This window comes from Streptosporangium sp. G12 (assembly GCF_052983175.1).
In genome coordinates this window covers 1-17,998 of sequence record NZ_JBRIQO010000034.1, presented here as the reverse complement: position 1 = coordinate 17,998, position 17,998 = coordinate 1, and the positions used below count along the sequence as shown (strand labels likewise).

Genomic DNA, 17,998 nt, shown 5'->3' with positions numbered 1-17,998 from the left:
GCCGCACGCCGATCGGTGGGCAGCATGGAAATCGGACGAACACTCCCACCGTCGACGCACTTCCTGGAAAGTCAGAGGTCATGCCAGAGGTCATCGCGGGGTTGGAGATTCCTGAGACAGCGGCGGTCGCCGAGGCGACCGGGCTCATCCGGGAGACGACCAGTCCCCTCATCTACCACCACTCCCGGCGGGTCTTCTTCTTCGGCCTGGTTCACGCTCGCAGGCTCGGCGTGAAACCGGACCCGGAGCTGCTCTACGTGGCGGCCATGTTCCACGACACCGGCCTCCTGACTCCCTTTTCCGATGTCGAGCAGCGCTTCGAAGTCGACGGCGCCGACCACGCGCGCGAGTTCCTCCTGGACCGGGGTTTCTCCACGGCCGCCGCCGAGACCGTCTGGACGGCGATCGCACTGCACACCACGCCGGGCATCCCCGACCGGATGGCCCCGGAAATCGCGACCACGTACCTTGGCGTCTTGACCGACGTGCTCGGCTTCGGCCTGGACGAACTGGAACACGATCAGCTGGGCGAAATCCTCGCCGTCCACCCGCGAGGAGACTTCAAGACCGAGTTCCTGCGAGCCTACGTCGACGGGCTCAAGAACCGCCCCGAGACCACGAACGGCACCGTGAACTCCGACGTGCTCGAGCACTTCGTCCCCGGTTTCCGGCGCACGACGACGGTCGAGCGTATCGTCGGCTCGCCCTGGCCGAGCTGACGGGACATCGTACGAGGCCGCGCGACGAACGGTGTGAGCCACCTCGACAACGGACATCGTCCCGGACGTCGTGCCCTCGTTCGTCCCGCTCGCCCGCGCCCGCCCGACCAGGGCCCCCGGTCTCCCGCCGTTCCTCCGGCGGGCGCCCGGGCGGCGGGGATGTCCCTGACCAGGGCGGGCGGGGTGTCCTGCCGTGCGAGGCGGCGGGTCGGAGCGGAACGAGCTCGGTTCACTTCAAGGTGTACTTACACGTATCCTCGCCGCCGTCGTTGGTGGCGACCTCCTTGCCGTTGACGAGAATGCGGCACCTGGCCGGTTTGAGCATGCGGTTGGAGTCACGGACCGCGCCGGGGATGACGGAGACCGGGTAGCCGACCTTCTGTTCGGCCTGGGTGAGTTCGACTGTCACGGTCTTCTTCCACGGGAGGGTGACATTCGACTCGCTGCCGTTGGTGTCGGCGAAATACGCGATCGGCTGGTAGATCCTGCCTTTGCCGTTCACCTCCAGAGTGACCTCGTAAGTCTTCATCTGGGGCGCGGAGGATCGCGTGGGCGACTGGCTCGACGGGGAAGTCGCGGCGGGGGGTGACGTGGACGCCGCCTTGTCAGTGCCGCCACAGGCGGCAAGGGTCAGAACGGCCATTGCAAGCAGTCCGACAACTCGCCTGTTCATCATCAACGAGGACATGACGGCCAAGATTATCGATGTCCATGAGCGGTCGCGCGCAGTTTGGTGCCGTACGCGTCATCCGGTTCGGCCCGCACGGCAAGTAGCGGGCCCCGCCCCTCGAACGCGCGCTCAGACGGTCGCCGGCAACGGCTTCCTCCAGGCACAGCTCCGCCCTCACCCTGGACGGGCCGGTGTCCGGCACCGTTGACGAGCCCATGAAACCGACCGGCGTGCTGACGGCGGGCGGCCGGCCACCCGCACCGGGCGGCACGATCACCCCGCAGCGCACCGTGACGGACGACGACGGCTCCGAGACGGTCAAGCGCCAGGGGTGTGGCTAGATCGGGAGGTGGCCGCGGCGGATGCGCCAGTGGCGGCCGGCCTTCAGGTGGTCGACGATCGCGCGCTGGAGCACGGTGCGGCGCGGCAGCCGGTCGAGCGGCGTGGTCAGGGTGCGGAACACGAACCGCAGCACCTCGACGTCGGCGTCCAGCCCTTCCGGCTCCTCGTAGGGCTCCAGCTCGAACCTCCGCTGGAACCGGACGATGTTGGAGTCCTCGGGCAGGTACTCCAGCAGCTGCGGGTCGAGCAGCCACGAGCCGCAGGAGAACGCCGTGTAGCGCTCGTCGGGAAAGTGACGCGGGAAGAACGCGCGGGCCTCGTCGAGCGACGCCGCGACCGCCTCCGGGGTCATCGGCCCCGACTCGGGGATGTGCAGGTCGATGACGGTGCCGCCGCGGTGGTACTGCAGCCGGCCCAGCTCGTAGATGGCGCCGCGCGCGTGCAGCGTCAGCCAGCTCTGCATGACCGGCCAGCCCTCGCGGTTCATCCGCCGGTCGATCGCGAGGTTGCGGCCCAGGTCCGCGAGGCTCACCCACGACACGGCATCGGCGATGCCGTGGTCGCGGTGGTACCCCGTGACGACGTCGACCAGGGCCAGGTACGCGTACACGTAGAGATGCCGCCAGGCGGAGCCCCGTTCGCGCGGCAGCTCAGGACCGGGCGACAGCCAGCCGTGGCCCCCGAGATCGGCGCGGACCAGGGCGATCGAACGGTCGAGCAGCCAGCGCAGCTCCGGAGTCCACAGTGGAGAGCCGGGGTCGGGCCAGCCCGCCATGATCTCGGCGGCGTCGTCCGGCCGCACCGCGAGCCGGGCGAGGATCGCGGGGGCGTCGGCCTTGGCGGGCAGCGGAGCCGACGGCCGGTCGCCGGCGAGCCGGTGCACGCGGTCGACGTCCTCGACGGGTACTCCGAGCCGGGCGGCGGTGGCGTCCAGATCCACGCGGATGATCCTACCGTCCGGTGGAGGCGTGGAGGCGTGGAGGCGTGGAGGCGTGGAGGCGTGGAGGCGGGGGGCGCCCCCGCCGCCGGTAAGCGCCGTCCTCCGGCGGGACATCGCCCGCCCGACCCGCTCGAAGCCGTCTGCGTCCTCGCCCCGCGGCCCATCACCGACGGCCGAGGCCGCGCTCGCGTTGAGTAGGGGGATACTCATGGCTTTTGTCGGGTCATGGCGGACGCTGAGGCAACTTTCCCGAATATGCAGAGGTGTCCCATGACCATCACCACGACGAGACGGCGGTTAGTCGCCTTCTCGTTCGCCGGAGTGTTGCTGGCCGCGCTGTTACCGATCCTGACCGCCCTGCCCGCCGCAGCCGCCACGACCGTTTCGGTGACGTTCAGCATCGACTACTTCGAGCGGTTCGAGGTCCCCGACGACGGGATCGACGAGGAAGGGGAGTTCCTGCCCGAGGTCAGGATCGGGGACGCCGCCGGGACCCAGCGCAGAGCGTACGTGTCGGACGATGAGTTCCGGCCGAGCCAGGCGCACTTCGGCGACCAGAAGTGGGTGTTCACCCAGAACGTCACCCTGCAGGACGACCAGACGAGGATCCCGGTCCTCGTCCGCATCTGGGACGACGACGACACCGCCGGCCTCGGCGACGACAGGATGGACGTCTCGCCGGCCAATCGTGACGTCGAGCTCAACGTCGAGTATGACCTGATCACCGGCGGTTGGTCGGGTGACGGGGTCGAGCCGGCCGCGCCGTGTGACAACGATCGCGAGCTGGGACAGACCTGCGCGAAGGGTGACGGGGATTCGAACTTCCCCGAGTTCGGTGACGGCAAGGAGGTCAGGATCGGCTTCAGCCTCGAACATCTGCCTCTCCCCGATCGGGACCAGGACGGCATCCCCGACCTGATCGAGCGTTTCGGCGTCAAGGACGTGAACGGCGCGATGATCGCCGACCTTGCCCGGCTCGGCGCTGACCCCTGCCGCAGGTCGGTCGTCGTGCAGCTCGACTACATGACCGGGGCCGCGAACGGCCACTCGCACCAGCCCAAGCAGGCCGCCGTCGACGAGGTCGTGAACGCCTTCGACGCGGCGGACCTGCCGAACACGGCCGCGCAGTCCTGCCCCTATCCGGGCGTGCACAAGCCCGAGGGCATCGACTTCGTCCACGTGCCCGGCAGGCCGGTCGCCGAGCAGGCGACCATGACCCAGGACGACGCCGCGTTCGCGGCGGCGCGACGGGACAACCTGCACCACCGGCTGCGCCCCTACGCCCACTACGCGATCCTCGCGCACGACCTGGGGAACGCCAACCGGAGCTCGGGCCGCTGCTGCTCCGAGGTGAAGGACTTCGTCGTCACGCTCGGGTCCTGGCGGCTGGCCGGCGTGTCGGCCGGGGCGAACCGCGTCCTGGAGACGACGCCCGCCGGCGACGACGTGCTCGGCCGCGGCACCGAGATCACCGCGGGCGTCGACGGAAGGCTCGACTCCGTCCTGGCGGGCAACGACGTGATGACCGGCACGTCGATCTTCCCCGGGCGCGGCGGCGTACTGGAAACGGTCCGCGCGGGTGACGACGTGGAACTCGGCATGACCGTCGAGGTGGGCCCCGACCGCGACATCGACACCACGGCGAACAACACGTCCCCGGCCGACGACGAGCAGCTCTACGACCTCGGGACCGGTGCGGAGTACGCCCAGGTCGGGACGGTACGCGACCAGTCGGGCACGATCATGCACGAGCTGGGGCACGCGCTGGGCCTGGAGCACGGCGGCGACGAGAAGACGAACAACAAACCGAACTACCTCAGCGTGATGAACTACAACTTCGATCCCGGCGGCATCCCCATCGCGCCGCCCGCCGCCCTGCTCAGGGACAACATCAACATCACCGGCGCGCAGCGCCGCCTCGACTACTCCAACGTCTCGCTGCCCGCCCTGGACAAGACACGCCTGGACGAGTCAACCGGGATCGGCGACGGCACCGACTTCACGTTCTGGACGGACCCGGCCGGCCGCTACCGCGTCGGTCGGGGCAACGGGCCGCTCAACTGGAACTGGAACCTCACCCCGGCGGGAGCGCCGATCTTCGACACCGGCACGGTGAGCGTCGACATCAACGCCGACGACGACGCACCGGCCCCGCGCGAGACCACGCTCCTCGGCTTCCGTGACTGGAACAACCTCAAGTACCGCGCCGGCGCCCTGTCCGACGGCACGGCGAACACCGACCACGGACCCGAGATCGACTTCACCGGGGTCATGCGGCGGGAGATCGAGTTCTTCCGCTTCTACGACCCCGACCTGGCCGTCGCCAAATCGGTCGACCGGGTCGACGCCCTGCCCGGCGACACGCTCACCTACCACGTGAAGACGGACAACGTCGGCACGGGCGCCGCCACTTCGATCGAGCTGACCGACACCTTGCCCGGCGGCACCACGGCGACCAGGACGACCCCGTACCTCGACGCGGCCAGCTCGACGACCGAGACCTTCGACCACCGCGTTCCGTGCGACGTCGCCGACGGGACCGTCCTGGCCAACAGGGCGGCGGTGACCGCGAAGGACGCCGGCGGCGATCCCGAGGTGAACACGGCGAACAACACCGCGACGGCCACGACCACCGTGCACGCCCCCGAACTCACCCTGACCAGGAGCGCGCCGCGGACCGTCAACGCCGGAGAGGCCATGACGATCGACCTGGCGGTGACCAACTCCGGCAGCGGGGCCGCCACCGGCGTGACCCTCACCGACACCCTCCCGGCCGAGGTCCACTACAACCAGGCCCTCGACCGGGGAGCCGGACCCGAACCCTCGTCCGTGACCGCCAACCCCGACGGCACGACCACGCTGAACTGGTCCCTCGGCACGCTCGACGGCGGCCAGAGCCGTAAGATCCAGTTCACCGCGCGGCCCGGCCTGCTCTTCGCCGGCGGCAGCGTGATCTCCGGCACCGCCGTCACCGCGTACCAGAACGCGAACGGGTGCGTCTACACCCCGGTGAGCGCCACGGCCTCAACCGAGATCACCGAGGTCACCCCGACCCGGAATCCCTGGCCGCAGCTCACCTGGCAGTTGCACGGCGACCGGCAGAGCGCCGAGCTCCTGGCCCGCGTCCAGGCGACCGACACCCGGTTCGACGGAGCCGACGGCTCGACCCCCGACGGCGTCCTCACCCGTGCCGAGGTGAGGGATGTCTTCGGCCTCTCGCTCAGCCAGTCGCAGCTTCTCCGGGCCCAGCTGCTGACGACCTACCTCAACCTCGCCGACCGGCGCGTCAACGCCGGCACGAGGATCGTCTCGCTGGTGGCGGCCAGGCTGGACCTGCACTCCGTGGGCCAGGCCGTACGCCACGCGCATGCGACCCTCAGGCTCCCCGACAACCTCGCCAACCTGCTCAAGTACGGAGAGGCGAAGACCCTGCTGATCGAGATCAACCTCAACCTCAGCGAACGCTACTGACCCCTTCCCGGACTCTCGTGACTCCGGCATCTCGATGGCCTCGGAGTCCGTCCGAGGCCATCGAGATGCCGGTATGAGGGTCAGCCGAACCGGCTCCACCGGACCCGGGGCGTGTCAGGTGACACGGCCGCCCTGACCTCGTCTGTCAGAGCGGCCGCGTCGGCCACGACCCGCTCGATCCGCCGCCGTCGACCCAGGGGCCCCAGCCGCCCGGCGCGGTCAGCTCGGTCTGCTCCCCGGTCTCCTGCTCGGCCAGCGCCCGCAGCGCCGTCACGTCCAGGTCGCCTCGGTAGTACAGCCCCAGATCGATGTCCGAATCCGGACGGTGCGTGCCACGGGCACGGCTGCCGCCGAGCACCACCGCGACCACCCCGGGGATCCGCGCCAGCCGCTGTGCGAGCGCCCCCAGCGCCATGTCGTCCATCTCACGGCCGGAACGTGCGGCGGTAGGCGTCCGGCGGCACGCCGACCGTGCGGTGGAAATGGCGGCGCAGCGTCGTCGCCGTGCCCATGCCCGCGGCCGAGGCGATGGTGTCGACGCTGTCGTCCGTGGTCTCCAGCAGTTCCTGCGCGCGGCGGATCCGCTGCGTCAACAGCCACTGCAGCGGGGTGGTGCCGGCCACCGAGCGGAAGTGGCGGGCCAGGTGGCGCGAGCTCATGTTCGCCTGACGAGCCAGGTCTTCCACGGTGAGCGGCTGGTCCAGCCGCCGCATCGCCCAGGTGAGCAGCTCGGCCAGGGGGTGGCCGTCCTGGGCGGGCACCGGCGTGGTGACGAACTGGGCCTGGCCGCCGGCCCGGTGGGGCGGCACGACCAGGCGGCGGGCGACCACGTTGGCGATCGCCGAGCCGTGGTCGCGGCGGACCAGATGCAGGCACAGGTCCATCGCCGCGGCCTTGCCCGCGGAGGTGAGCACGCTGCCGTTGTCGACGTAGAGCACGTCCGGGTCGACCTCCACCCGGGGATGGCGCGCGGCCAGTTCCTCGGTGTGAGCCCAGTGCGTGGTCGCGCGCAGCCCGTCCAACAGGCCCGCGGCGGCGAGCACGAACACGCCCGTGCACAGGGAGACCACCCGCGCGCCCGACTCGTGAGCCGCGCGCACCGCCTCGACCAGCTCGGCCGGCGGTTCCTCGTCGACGTCCGCCAGGGCGGGGACGATCACGGTGCCGGCGCGCGCCAGCCAGTCGAACCCGTGGTCCGGCTCCATCAGGAACCGGCCGACCCGGACGGCGTGCGTGCCGCACACCCTGACGTCGTACCAGGGGCCTGGCACGGCGTCAGGGGCGGAGCCGAAGACCTCGCAGGCCAGGGCCAGCTCGAAGTGCAGCATCCCGTCGGTGGCGGCGACCGCGACGGAGCGCGGGAAAGAACTCATGTCGGAAATTGTACGGGTCGTGTCGTTCCGGACACTGGGCACCGGTGGGCCGGCGAAGACAGGATCTACCCGATGAAGCACTTCGAGCACGTGGGAGCAGACATGGGATCGGGTTCGATCGTGGCGGTGTTCGGCGCCTACGGGCACACCGGGCGGTTCGTGGTCGCGGAGTCGTGCGAGCGCGGACACGTCCCGCTGCTCCTCGGCCGCGACCGGGACAAGCTGGCGGCGCTGGCGGAGGCCCACCCCGGGCTTGAGGCGCGGCAGGCGTCGGCCGACGACCCGGCCTCGCTCGACCGCGCGCTGAACGGCGCGGCCGCCGTGATCAACTGCGCCGGGCCCTTCGCCTCGACCGCCGCGCCGCTGGTCGAGGCGGCGCTGCGCGCCGGCATCCCGTATGTCGACGTGGCGGCCGAGATCGAGGCGAACGTCGACACGTTCGCGCACTTCGCGGAGCGCACCCGCGCCGCGGGCACCGTGGTGGTCCCGGCGATGGCCTTCTACGGCGGCCTCGGCGACCTCCTGGTCACCACCGCGATGGGCGACTGGACGGCGGCGGACGAGGCGCACATCGCCTACGGCCTGAGCAGCTGGCACCCCACCGGTGGAACGCTCGCTGCGGGCGTGGTCTCGAGTCGGCGACGGGGTGGCCGCCGTGTTCGCTTCACCGGCGGACGGCTGGAGTACCACGATGACGCCCTGCCGACCCTGGAGTGGCCCTTCCCGGCTCCGCTCGGCCCCCAGAGCGTCATCGGAGAGTTCACCATGGCCGACGTCGTCACCGTTCCCAGCCACCTGGCCGTCCCGGAGGTGCGCACCTACATGACCGCCAAGGCGGCCGCGGACCTGTCCGCTCCCGGTGCCCCGGCACCGGCCGCCGTCGACGAGCGCGGCCGCTCCGCGCAGACCTTCGTCGTCGACGTCCTCGTCCGCTCCGGCGGCGCGGAACGCCGCGTGGCCGCCGCCGGTCAGGACATCTACGCCGTCAGCGCGCCGCTCGCGGTGGAGGCCGTCGACCGCATCCTCACCGGCCGGACCAGGACCACCGGCGTCGCCTCCGCGGGCGCGGTCTTCGACGCCCCGGACTTCCTCCGCGCCCTGTCCTCGCACCTCTCGTTGCACGTCTCGCTCGACACCCGCGGCTGACCGGCGACCCGTGCCGGCCACGGGTACGTCAGCGGGCCGGGGTCCGGGGGCGGTTCCACCACAGGGAGAGGGACAGGGCCGCGGTGACGAGGACGGCGCCGCCGGCGGCGAAGGCGGCGGCCGTGTCGACCCGCTGGTGGACGACGGTGAAGCTGCGGGGGAGGGCGTCGAGGGCGCTCTGGAGCTGGCCGGCGTTCTCGGCGCGGTGGTAGGAGCCGCCGGTGGTTTGGGCTATCCGCTTGAGCGCGGGCTCGTCGATGACGCGGGGGTTGCGGCCCCTGTCGAATCCGCCGCGGCCGCCGGAGCCGCCGCCCCAGCCGCCGTAGCCGCGGCCGTCGAACTGTGAGTTGTCGCAGACCATCGGGGCCGGGTTCGTGGTGCCGAAGCCGATGGGGAAGACGCGGACGCGGCGCAGGGCCGCCTCCTGGGCGGCGATCTGCGGGTCGACGCCCTGGGTGTTGGCGCCGTCGGTGAGCACGATGATCGCGGCACCGGCGTAACCCGGCCCGCCGCCGCCGGGGTTCGCCCCGGTGGAGGCGACCGACGGGTCGACCTCCGCGATCGCGTCGATCGAGGTGAGCATGGCCTGCCCGATCGCGGTGCCGCGGGACACGGTGAGGCCGTCCAGCGCCTCGATCAGCGAGTCGGTGTCGTCGGTGGGCGGGACGAGCAGACCCGCGCTGCCCGCGAAGGTGACCAGGCCGATGCGCGGCCCGCCCCGCTGCGACTCGATGAACTCGGCGGCGGCTTTCCTCGCGGCGGTGATGCGGTTGGGGTCGACGTCCGTGGAGCACATGGAGCCGGAGGTGTCGAGCGCGAGCAGGATCGTCACCGACGTCTGCGGCACCGGGACCGACGCCTGCGGCCGCGCGGCCCCGACCGCGAGCAGCGCGAGTCCGGCCACGAACAGTGCCGCGGGGATCTTCCGCGTCCAGCGCGTACGGCCGGGCAGGGCGCCGCGTACGAGCGCGATCGAGGTGACGCGCACGGCGGCCCGCCGGCGGCGGCGCCGCGCCCACTCGCGGATGGCGAGGATCAGCGGGATGACCAGGATGGACAGCAGCGCCCACGGCCATGAGAACGACATTCAGATCACCCGTCCAGACCGGAGCACGTTGAGCGCCGCGCCCGCGGTGAGCAGCGCGAGGGCGAGCCCGATCAGCCCGCCGGCGAGGGGCAGCGGCTCGTCGGAGACGGTGAGCCGCAGGTCGATCGTGTCGGCGATCCCGTCGAGCCGCGCGGTGTCGGAGGCGGGGTGGTAGGCGCCGCCGGTGGTCCGCGCGATCGAGGTGAGGGTGTCCTCGTCGAGCGAGGTCTGCAGGTGGTAGCCGTCGACCTTCACCGTCGCCCCGGCCGTGGTGCCGACCCCGACGGTGTGGACGTGGACGCCCGCCCGCTGGGCCACGGTGGCGGCCCGTTCGACGTCCGCGCCCTGGTTCTGGCCGTCGGAGAACATCACGATCGTCGCGGACGGCCAGTAGCCGATGTCGGGCGCGGTGCCGTCGCGGCCGACGGCCACCTGCCTGCCGGTGATCGCCGACAGGGAGGCCGTGATGGCCGTCCCCAGCGAGGTGCCGCCGGTGATCTTCAGCCGGTCGATGGCCTTGAGCGCGACGGAGTGGTCGGCGTCGGGCCGTGCGGTGGTGAGCGCACCCCGCTCGAACGCGACGACTCCGATGTCGACGCTGTCGGGCTGCGCCGCCACGAACGCGCGGGCCGCCCGCTGCGCGGCCGCCAGCCGGGTGGGGGCGACGTCGTCGGCACCCATGCTGTTGGAGACGTCGACGGCGAGGATGACGGTGCCCGCGGCCCGCGGGACCGGCACCATGGCCGCCGGTCCGGCGGCGGCGATCGCGAGCACCCCGACGCCGGCGATCGTCAGGCCGGTTCCGAGGTACGCCCGGTGGCCACCCGGCACGGCGACCCCGGCCGCGGCGAGGGCGGCCGTCCGGCGGCGCGCCGAGACGACGGCCGCCCAGGCGAGCGCCGCCGTGACGAGCAGTCCGACGACCGCCGGCAGCCAGGAGGACAGGGTCATGAGGCCTCCTTCGCCGGTCTCGGGTGTCCGTTGACGACCTCGACGAGCCCGGTCACGGCGACCGGTTTCCGGTTCGGGCGACGACCTCGACGAGCGCCTCGGCCAGATCGCGGTCGGTGTCGACGCGGTGGACGGGCACCCCGGCCCGGCGCATGCCCGCCTCCAACCGGGCGTCGCGGGCGTCGACGGCGGCGCGGAGGCGGACCCGCAACAGCGGGTCGGCGGAGTCGACGACGAGCTGCTCGCCGGTCTCGGCGTCCTCGACCACGATCAGCCCGGCTTCGGGCAGCACGTCGTCGGCCGTGTCCACGATCCGCAGGGCGACCACCTCGTGCCGCCGGGCCAGGCGCTGGAGTGAGCGCTCCCAGTCGCCGTCGCCGATGAAGTCCGACAGCACGACGACGAGCGCGCGGCGGCGCGCGAGCCGTCCGGCCGCGTCGAGCATCTCCGCCAGGTCGGTGGTGGCGCCGCCGCGCGCCGTGGAGGTGCGTTCCAGCTCGGCGCCGATCCGCAGCGCGTGCCGCCGGGAGGTGCCGGGCGGCACGACGCGCGGCGTCCCGGTGTCGAACAGCAGGGCGCCGACGCGGTTGCCGCCCCGGCCGAACAGCCGGGCAAGGACGAGCGCGAGCTCGGCGAGCACGTCGTGCTTGCCGCGCCCCGGCCGGCCGGCCGCCATCGACGCCGACCGGTCGAGGACGAGCCACACCGTCAGCTCGCGGTCCTCGGTGAACACGCGCAGGTGCGGCTCGTCCAGCCGTGCGGTCACGTTCCAGTCGATGTGCCGGGCGTCGTCGCCGTCGCCGTAGGCGCGTAACCCGGTGAAGTCGATCCCGGAGCCGCGGTGCGCGGTGCGGTGGGCGCCCTGGAGCCGGCCGTCGAGCCTGCGGACGACCTTCCACTCCAGGCGGAGCAGGAGCCTCTCGGAGGCGGTGGCCATGGCGGTTCAGCGATTCTGCAGGACGACGTCGGGCGCCCGGACGGCCCCGAGCACCCTGGTGACGATCGTGTCGGCGTCGACGTCGTCCGCGAGGGCCTCGTAGGACAGCACGAGGCGGTGGCGCAGCACGTCGAGCGCGAGCTCGGACAGGTCGTGCGGCAGGACGTAGTCGCGGCCGCGCAGGAACGCCAGCGCCCGGGCGCCCGTGACGAGCGCGATGGACGCCCGCGGGCTCGCCCCGTAGGTGACATACCGTTCCAGCTCGCCGAGCCCGGCCGTCGCGGGGGAACGCGTCACGGAGACCAGCCGTACCGCGTAGTCGACGATCGCCGGATCGACGTACACCTGCCGGGCGCGGGCCCGCATCGCGATCAGGTCCTCGGCCGTCACCATCGGCTGCGGGGGTTCGGGCGGGCGCAGCGCTCGCCTGACGATCGCCTGCTCCTCGGCCTGCGTCGGATAGTCGACGACCACCTTCATCATGAAACGGTCGACCTGCGCCTCGGGCAGCGGGTAGGTGCCCTCCGACTCGATCGGGTTCTCCGTCGCCATGACCAGGAACGGCTCGGGCACCCGGAACGTCTCACGGCCGATCGTCACCTGGTGCTCCTGCATCACCTCCAGCAGGGCGCTCTGCACCTTGGCGGGAGCGCGGTTGATCTCGTCGGCCAGCAGCAGGTTCGCGAACACCGGGCCGAGCTCGGTTCTGAACTCCCCGGAGTGCTGGTGGTAGACCCGCGTGCCCACGAGGTCGGCCGGCACCAGGTCGGGGGTGAACTGGACGCGCTGGAAACTCCCGGCGATCGCGGCGGCCAGCGACCTCACCGCGAGCGTCTTGGCCAGGCCCGGCACGCCCTCGACGAGCAGGTGGCCGTCGGCGACCAACGCGACGGCCATGCGCTCCAGCAGGACGTCCTGCCCGACGATCGTGCGTTTGACCTCGAACAGCACATGTTCGAGCGGATGGGCCGACTCGGAGGACTTGGTCGAGGTCATGTGCTGCTTCTCTCCTCGTGACGCTTCGGTCAGATCTGGGGCCCGTCGCCCGGCGGCCCGTCGCCCTCGCCGCCGCCCAGGGCCGCACCGATCGGCACCGCGAACGCGATGCCGGCGAACGCCTCGTCGCCTCCCGGGTCGGCGATCGAGACGACGATCCCGATGACCAGGCCGCGAGCGTCCAGGAGGGGACCCCCGGAGCTGCCAGGGTTCGCGGAGGCGTCGAACTGGATGAGCCCGTTCAGGCCGCCGTCCTTGGCGGTCCGGTCGGCGGTCCGGTTCAGGCCCGACACGACGCCGGTGGAGACGCTGTAGGTCAGGCCCAGCGGATTGCCGATCGCCACGACGGGCGCGCCCACGGTCGCGGCGCCGCCGAGCGTCGCAGGGACGACGATCTCCGGCAGCTTCGCCGGCTTGAGGGTCGCGACGTCGAGCTTGGGATTCGACGACGCGACAGCGGCCTTCGTCCTGGTGCCGTCGGCGAACGTCACGGTGACGTCCTCGGCATCCTTGTTCGCGCCTTTGCCCGAGGTGCCCTGGACGACGTGGTGCGCCGTGAGAATCGTCCCGTCCTCGGCCGCGATCACCCCGGTTCCGAGCGACTTCCCGGCCTGGACGACCACCACCGACGGCCCGACCCTCTTGAAGACGTCGGGCACCGTGAGCGTCGCACCGGGCGTCGGCGTCGCGCTCGGCCCGGGCGCGGCCTCCTCACCGCTCCCGCCGCCGCTTCCCAGCCAGTACGCGAGCAGCGCCACGACGACGAGTGCACCGCCCCCGACGACGGACCGCCGAACCCTGCCGGCCACGGCTCCCCGAGCCCCGGCCGCATCGGCCTCGTGCGGCACGCGCTCCATCGCCCCATACTCATAAATTTCAGTTGAAAGTGCTACAAACTCCGCCTGAAAACTCCCTGAGAACCGATCCCCGCAGCCCCGCGCGCGGCACGGATACGGTCTAGAGCACTTTCCTGGCGCCCGGCAGGGCGCGTACCAGGTACGCCGTCGCCCAGCACAGCGGCAGCGCGAGGACGGCGAGCAGCGCGCCCTTCGCGACCGCGGGCGCCTGCACGTCGCGAAGGGCGTGGCCCAGGGCGACCAGCACGACCGGGTGGATGACGTAGACGGTGTAGGCGTGCGCCGACAGGAACCGGCGGCGGCGTCCCTGGTGGCCGAAGCGCTCCCGGAACAGCACCAGAAGGCCGAGGATGACGCCGACGGCGAGCGCGGACTCGCAGGTCGCCGCTATCAGGGACGGCAGGGTCCCCCCGCCCAGGATCGCCTCTCCGGCGGAGATCAGGACGAGGAGGAGCGCGACCGCGGCGACGGCCGCGACGGCGAACCCGACCCGGCCGGCCGTTCTGGACAGGCCCTCCAGCCGGCCGCGCCGGGCCGCGATCAGCCCGACGGTGAACAGCGCCACGTACTGCGGCAGGTAGGCGGGGGTGGGCAGTCCCAGGATCGAGACATCCATCGGCACCACGATGCGCCACAGGTAGGTCACCAGGGCCAGCCCGACGGTGAACCCGGCGATCGTGGCGGCACCGGGCGCCCGGCCCGTGGCCGGAGCCGGTTCGGACGCGTGCCGGTCCCTGACGGCCAGCTGCCGCCAGAGGACGTAGAGCGCGCTGAACACCAGCAGCACCTCCACGAACCACATCGGCCCGGGGGTGAACGAGCGCAGATAGAACTGCCAGTAGGGCAGCTCGGTCCCCTGCTGGAGGGCGGCGTCTCTCGCGGCGGCGTATCTGCCGGCGGTCGCCAGGGGGCGGAGCACCAGCAGCCAGAGCAGCAGCGGGACCCCCAGGCGCAGCAGCCGCTCCCTCAGGAACCGCCCGGTCCCCTTGCGGTCGTAGGAGCCGGGCACGAAGAGCGCGGAGATGAGGAAGAAGGCGCCCATGAAGAACGCCTGGTTGAGCACGATCACGAGGTCCAGGAGCGTTCCCGAGGGGTCGGACGGCGGTTCCGTGTAGTACCAGCGCGGGACGTTGCTGTAGGCGATCACGGAGTGGTGGATCACCACGAGTGCCATCAGGGCGGTGCGCAGGTTGTCGACATGGAGAAGCCTCGGGGAGCGCGGGGAGGGGGTGGAGGGCGTGGCCTGCGCGGTCGGCCGGTTGACGGGCTGTGTCATCGGTTCGCCGTTTCTTCGGGGGGGTCGGCTTGTCCAGGGGGGTCGGCCCGGGCGGCGTGCTCGAACAGGTCCGCCAGCTCGTCCGCGTGCGCTTCCAGGTCGTGGTCGGGATGGGTCACCCAGTAGGCGAACATGGCGTCGATCGCGGCCTGCACGGTGACGGACATCACGCGGGGGTCGAAGGAGCGGAACTCGCCGTTCTGCTGGCCGAGGCGGAACAACGTCTCCCGGTCCCGGTAGATCGGCTCGTTGAAGGCGACGCCGTAGCGCTTCCTGCCGTCGGGGGCGCGGAAATTGTTGAAGATCTCTCCGAGGGCGAGCAGCTGGGAGCGGTGACCCCGCATGTACTCGGCGACCGCGCGGATGTTCGCCCGCAGCGCGCGGGCCGCCGTGGTCTCCCTCTCCGTCCGCGGTACGACGAACTGGGCGATGTCGCGGTAGACCTGCTCGACGATCTGCTCCATCAGCTCGGTCTTACCAGCGAAGTGGTACGAGATCACGCCCTTGCTGATGCCGGCGCGCTCGGCGATGTGCGCCAGAGAGGTGTTGGCGTAGCCCAGCTCCGTGAAGGTCTCGATGGCGCTCTCGATGATCTGCGCGCGCCGGGCCTCCTGAATGAACGACGACTGCTTCTGGTCGCTCGGCTTGTTTTCTGGCCGCATGGTCAAAAAATAGTACGCACGGTCAGGAGCCGCAACTCACCGCGGTCCGGGATTCCTTTGAGCTACAGCCGACGCAGCACCCGCATGGCGTCCCTCTCGATGCGCGAAAGATCGTGGAGGATGACGCCGGCCTGCTCGAGGTACCCCGCGTCGCCGCTCTCTCCGGCTTTCTCGATCAGAGTGGACACGTCCGTCCACAGGACGGCGGCCTCGGCGTACAGCCGGTGACCGGTACGGAGGTCGCCGTCGTCGATCAGCCGGGCGCACTCGCCGAGGAAGTCACGGTAGAGGGCGCGAAACAGGGCGCCGCCGGTGCCGCCCTTCTCCATGAGGAGAGCGGCCTGCGGCAGGTCCCGCCGCGGCTCGCCGGCGCGCAGCAGCCATCCGGGCACCTTCTTGCCGGCTTTCTCGATGCCGCGGTGGCCCAGGTTCGCGATGGGAGCGGCGAGGAAGGCGTCGGCGCAGTCTCTGATGGCGGGGATGATCTGGTCCTGCCAGGAGGGCGGGTGAGCAGGCAGGGTGACGGTGAAGGACCGGTTCCTGGCGGTCATCGGGCCGCGTTCGGCGCGCGCCGTGGCGAGGCCGGCCCGGCTGGTGCGCACGGCTCCTCCCTGCTGGTCGGTGTCCACCAGGTAGGCGTCGTGCTCGTCGTAGCCGTACATGGCGACGACATGGCCGCCGAAGTGCACCTTGGAGTGGAAATAGTCCAGGTGGTAGCAGTCGAGTTGAAGACCGACCGGCCGACCGGCGTCGATGGGGGCGGTCACGTTCTCCCACGCCTTGCGCGGTGAGGTGGTCTCCTTGGCCGTCAACGTCAGCCCCAGCCTGGCGGTCAGGTTCCTGGTGAGGTCGAAAGGCTTGACACGGCCTCCGAGAAAGGGGAACGCCATGCCCTTGCTGTCCCAGTAGATGAAGGACAGGCCCGCGCCCAGCCCGAACAGCATGGGCTCGGACAGATCAAGTCCCTCGTGCCGCAACAGCACTCCCAGCGCCGTCGTCTCGCAGTGACGCATGCCGCGGGCCTCGATGTCCTTCACGATGGTCATGCGTCGCTCTCCTCATGCCTCATGCCGACGCGGCGAACGGTCACACCGTCCCCACCCCTGAACACCTTCAGGGTCAACCGCTGGGGACCGCCGGGAGCAGCATGAGGCCTCCCACAGTGGGAGAGTCCAGCCGAGACCGGACTCGCACTCGATGGACCCCGGCTTTCGTGGAGGCGGGTTCCTGGATCCCTGTGCCACTCGTTGAGAGGAGAGCGGCATGGGACGGCATGGGACGGCATGGGACGGCATGGGAAGGAGACATTCCCCTGAATTCCGCCGGAAGGTCCTGAACCTGTTGAGGACCGGTCGGACCGTGCGGCAGATGGGAAAGAAGACTGCGAGCGATTCCGAAACCGGCATTCACCATGATCACCAGGCCGTCGGCCCCGCCGCGGGGAGAGCACGGGATATGTGCCCGAACCAAGATTCGGACATCGTCGACAGTGGAGTCGCTCTCTTGTGATCAGGACAGTCACGGCTGCGGGACGCCACGCTTGTCAGCACTCACATCAGATGTCCGCTTGGCCGGGCCCCTCTCCGTTGAGTGGATGGAGGTGGTGGTGGTGGGGATCACACACGAGCGGTGAAGCCCCTGTCAAGGACCGGAGACGTCTTCACATCGGTGGCACGGAGCTGATCGTGGATTCACCTGGTCTTATCGCGATGGCTCATCCGGCTGATGAGGCCCCATGATGAAACGTTCATACAGGCCTTGGCCTGGAACGGGGCCATGGCGAAATTTTCGGGATGCCAATTCCGCTCCCCTCCACGCAATTCGGCGCCGGGAGCGAATGTGTTAACCGAAAGTTTCGCTTAAGCCTTGACAAGTTTCGGACGTGTTTCCACACTGAGTCTCCGAGGCGGCCCCCTCTGCCACACGGTTCGGCGGGGAGCCGCGTCCTTGATGCCTTGGTGGTGTGCGCCCGAGGGCGGGCGCGGTGTCGAGTCCACGGGGGACATCCCCGCATTCCCCTTCACCCGTGACGCAGTTATGGAGGCTCAGACATGGGCACGAACGCCATACCCCCGCCCCGTACCCGGCGACCTCTCGGCGGCCTTCGCCGGGCCCTGGTCGCCGGCGCCCTCGGCACTCTCGTGCTCGGCACGCTCACGGCGGTGACCGGCCCGGTCTCCGCCGGTGCCGCTTCTGCCGGTGCCGCGGCCACCACGCTCGGCGCGGCGGCCCAGCAGAGCGGGCGCTACTTCGGCACCGCGATCAGCGCCGGCAAGCTCGGCGACTCGCAGTACACGACCATCGCGAACCGCGAGTTCGACATGATCACCGCCGAGAACGAGATGAAGATCAACGCCACCGAGCCCAACCAGAACCAGTTCAACTTCTCCAGCGGTGACCGGGTCTACAACTGGGCCGTGCAGAACGGCAAGCGGGTGCGCGGCCACACGCTGGCCTGGCACTCCCAGCAGCCGGGCTGGATGGAGGCCATGTCGGGCAACGCGCTGCGCCAGGCGATGATCAACCACATCAACGGCGTGATGAACCACTACAAGGGCAAGATCTACGCCT

17 protein-coding genes are annotated in these 17,998 nt (G+C 70.9%); 5 read left to right on the top strand and 12 right to left on the bottom strand.

Annotation, left to right across the window (positions count from 1 at the left end; translation table 11 throughout):
- Window positions 1-80: 80 nt before the first annotated feature.
- Window positions 81-719: an HD domain-containing protein gene (locus ACVCAG_RS38820; protein WP_440085711.1), complete on the top strand. Its 639-nt coding sequence runs from the start codon at window positions 81-83 to the stop codon at window positions 717-719.
- Window positions 720-948: 229 nt separating this feature from the next.
- On the opposite strand, the gene ACVCAG_RS38815 is transcribed toward ACVCAG_RS38820, so the two are convergent.
- Window positions 949-1,407: a hypothetical protein gene (locus tag ACVCAG_RS38815; protein WP_440085712.1), complete on the bottom strand. Its 459-nt coding sequence runs from the start codon at window positions 1,405-1,407 to the stop codon at window positions 949-951.
- A 197-nt stretch (window positions 1,408-1,604) separates the two neighbouring features.
- On the opposite strand from ACVCAG_RS38815, the gene ACVCAG_RS38810 reads away from it, so the two are divergent.
- Window positions 1,605-1,730 (top strand): hypothetical protein, encoded by a 126-nt coding sequence (locus ACVCAG_RS38810; protein WP_440085713.1) that lies wholly within the window; start codon window positions 1,605-1,607, stop codon window positions 1,728-1,730.
- On the opposite strand, the gene ACVCAG_RS38805 is transcribed toward ACVCAG_RS38810, so the two are convergent.
- Window positions 1,727-2,671, bottom strand: a complete 945-nt coding sequence (locus tag ACVCAG_RS38805) for an acyltransferase domain-containing protein (protein WP_440085714.1) — start codon at window positions 2,669-2,671, stop codon at window positions 1,727-1,729. The genes ACVCAG_RS38810 and ACVCAG_RS38805 overlap by 4 nt on opposite strands.
- A 270-nt stretch (window positions 2,672-2,941) precedes the next feature.
- Here ACVCAG_RS38805 and ACVCAG_RS38800 point away from each other — a divergent pair, with 270 nt between their 5' ends.
- Window positions 2,942-6,142 carry a CARDB domain-containing protein gene (locus tag ACVCAG_RS38800; protein WP_440085715.1) on the top strand — a complete coding sequence of 1,067 codons (3,201 nt, stop codon included), beginning with the start codon at window positions 2,942-2,944 and terminating at the stop codon, window positions 6,140-6,142.
- Between the two features lie 145 nt (window positions 6,143-6,287).
- Here the strand turns inward: ACVCAG_RS38800 and ACVCAG_RS38795 are convergent, their stop codons facing one another.
- Together ACVCAG_RS38795 and ACVCAG_RS38790 are read right to left on the bottom strand one after the other, a co-directional pair.
- On the bottom strand, window positions 6,288-6,566 hold the full coding sequence (locus tag ACVCAG_RS38795) for a nucleotidyltransferase domain-containing protein (RefSeq protein WP_440085716.1): 279 nt from the start codon (window positions 6,564-6,566) through the stop codon (window positions 6,288-6,290).
- A gap of 1 nt (window position 6,567) precedes the next feature.
- The gene (locus tag ACVCAG_RS38790; protein WP_440085717.1) at window positions 6,568-7,515 is read right to left on the bottom strand and encodes a helix-turn-helix domain-containing protein; all 948 of its coding nucleotides are present in this window, start codon (window positions 7,513-7,515) and stop codon (window positions 6,568-6,570) included.
- 72 nt (window positions 7,516-7,587) lie between these two features.
- Here ACVCAG_RS38790 and ACVCAG_RS38785 point away from each other — a divergent pair, with 72 nt between their 5' ends.
- The gene (locus tag ACVCAG_RS38785; RefSeq protein WP_440085718.1) at window positions 7,588-8,661 is read left to right on the top strand and encodes a saccharopine dehydrogenase NADP-binding domain-containing protein; all 1,074 of its coding nucleotides are present in this window, start codon (window positions 7,588-7,590) and stop codon (window positions 8,659-8,661) included.
- Window positions 8,662-8,689: 28 nt separating this feature from the next.
- Here the strand turns inward: ACVCAG_RS38785 and ACVCAG_RS38780 are convergent, their stop codons facing one another.
- The 8 genes from ACVCAG_RS38780 to ACVCAG_RS38745 form a co-directional block, all read right to left on the bottom strand.
- Window positions 8,690-9,748, bottom strand: coding sequence for a VWA domain-containing protein (locus ACVCAG_RS38780; protein WP_440085719.1), 1,059 nt, complete (start codon window positions 9,746-9,748; stop codon window positions 8,690-8,692).
- On the bottom strand, window positions 9,749-10,699 hold the full coding sequence (locus tag ACVCAG_RS38775) for a vWA domain-containing protein (protein WP_440085720.1): 951 nt from the start codon (window positions 10,697-10,699) through the stop codon (window positions 9,749-9,751). It lies immediately after the preceding gene.
- A 52-nt stretch (window positions 10,700-10,751) separates the two neighbouring features.
- On the bottom strand, window positions 10,752-11,636 hold the full coding sequence (locus tag ACVCAG_RS38770; RefSeq protein WP_440085721.1) for a DUF58 domain-containing protein: 885 nt from the start codon (window positions 11,634-11,636) through the stop codon (window positions 10,752-10,754).
- Between the two features lie 6 nt (window positions 11,637-11,642).
- Entirely contained in the window at window positions 11,643-12,632 is a 990-nt protein-coding gene (locus ACVCAG_RS38765) for an AAA family ATPase (RefSeq protein ID WP_440085722.1), read from the bottom strand.
- Window positions 12,633-12,661: 29 nt separating this feature from the next.
- Window positions 12,662-13,489: a trypsin-like peptidase domain-containing protein gene (locus ACVCAG_RS38760; protein WP_440085723.1), complete on the bottom strand. Its 828-nt coding sequence runs from the start codon at window positions 13,487-13,489 to the stop codon at window positions 12,662-12,664.
- 100 nt (window positions 13,490-13,589) lie between these two features.
- On the bottom strand, window positions 13,590-14,765 hold the full coding sequence (locus ACVCAG_RS38755; protein ID WP_440085724.1) for an acyltransferase family protein: 1,176 nt from the start codon (window positions 14,763-14,765) through the stop codon (window positions 13,590-13,592).
- Window positions 14,762-15,427, bottom strand: a complete 666-nt coding sequence (locus tag ACVCAG_RS38750) for a TetR family transcriptional regulator (RefSeq protein WP_440085725.1) — start codon at window positions 15,425-15,427, stop codon at window positions 14,762-14,764. The genes ACVCAG_RS38755 and ACVCAG_RS38750 overlap by 4 nt, the downstream gene beginning before the upstream one ends.
- A gap of 62 nt (window positions 15,428-15,489) precedes the next feature.
- Window positions 15,490-16,473 (bottom strand): BtrH N-terminal domain-containing protein, encoded by a 984-nt coding sequence (locus tag ACVCAG_RS38745; protein WP_440085726.1) that lies wholly within the window; start codon window positions 16,471-16,473, stop codon window positions 15,490-15,492.
- A gap of 1,005 nt (window positions 16,474-17,478) precedes the next feature.
- Between ACVCAG_RS38745 and ACVCAG_RS38740 the strand changes: the two genes are divergently transcribed.
- A partial coding sequence (locus tag ACVCAG_RS38740; protein ID WP_447191330.1) for an endo-1,4-beta-xylanase occupies window positions 17,479-17,998 on the top strand: 520 nt, incomplete at its 3' end.

Coding starts and splice junctions, on each gene's coding strand:
- ACVCAG_RS38820 (WP_440085711.1), top strand. CDS start 81: ATGCCAGAGGTCATCGCGGGGTTGGAGATTCCTGAGACAGCGGCGGTC.
- ACVCAG_RS38815 (WP_440085712.1), bottom strand. CDS start 1,407: ATGTCCTCGTTGATGATGAACAGGCGAGTTGTCGGACTGCTTGCAATG.
- ACVCAG_RS38810 (WP_440085713.1), top strand. CDS start 1,605: ATGAAACCGACCGGCGTGCTGACGGCGGGCGGCCGGCCACCCGCACCG.
- ACVCAG_RS38800 (WP_440085715.1), top strand. CDS start 2,942: ATGACCATCACCACGACGAGACGGCGGTTAGTCGCCTTCTCGTTCGCC.
- ACVCAG_RS38795 (WP_440085716.1), bottom strand. CDS start 6,566: ATGGACGACATGGCGCTGGGGGCGCTCGCACAGCGGCTGGCGCGGATC.
- ACVCAG_RS38790 (WP_440085717.1), bottom strand. CDS start 7,515: ATGAGTTCTTTCCCGCGCTCCGTCGCGGTCGCCGCCACCGACGGGATG.
- ACVCAG_RS38785 (WP_440085718.1), top strand. CDS start 7,588: ATGAAGCACTTCGAGCACGTGGGAGCAGACATGGGATCGGGTTCGATC.
- ACVCAG_RS38780 (WP_440085719.1), bottom strand. CDS start 9,748: ATGTCGTTCTCATGGCCGTGGGCGCTGCTGTCCATCCTGGTCATCCCG.
- ACVCAG_RS38775 (WP_440085720.1), bottom strand. CDS start 10,699: ATGACCCTGTCCTCCTGGCTGCCGGCGGTCGTCGGACTGCTCGTCACG.
- ACVCAG_RS38770 (WP_440085721.1), bottom strand. CDS start 11,636: ATGGCCACCGCCTCCGAGAGGCTCCTGCTCCGCCTGGAGTGGAAGGTC.
- ACVCAG_RS38765 (WP_440085722.1), bottom strand. CDS start 12,632: ATGACCTCGACCAAGTCCTCCGAGTCGGCCCATCCGCTCGAACATGTG.
- ACVCAG_RS38760 (WP_440085723.1), bottom strand. CDS start 13,489: ATGGAGCGCGTGCCGCACGAGGCCGATGCGGCCGGGGCTCGGGGAGCC.
- ACVCAG_RS38755 (WP_440085724.1), bottom strand. CDS start 14,765: ATGACACAGCCCGTCAACCGGCCGACCGCGCAGGCCACGCCCTCCACC.
- ACVCAG_RS38750 (WP_440085725.1), bottom strand. CDS start 15,427: ATGCGGCCAGAAAACAAGCCGAGCGACCAGAAGCAGTCGTCGTTCATT.
- ACVCAG_RS38745 (WP_440085726.1), bottom strand. CDS start 16,473: ATGACCATCGTGAAGGACATCGAGGCCCGCGGCATGCGTCACTGCGAG.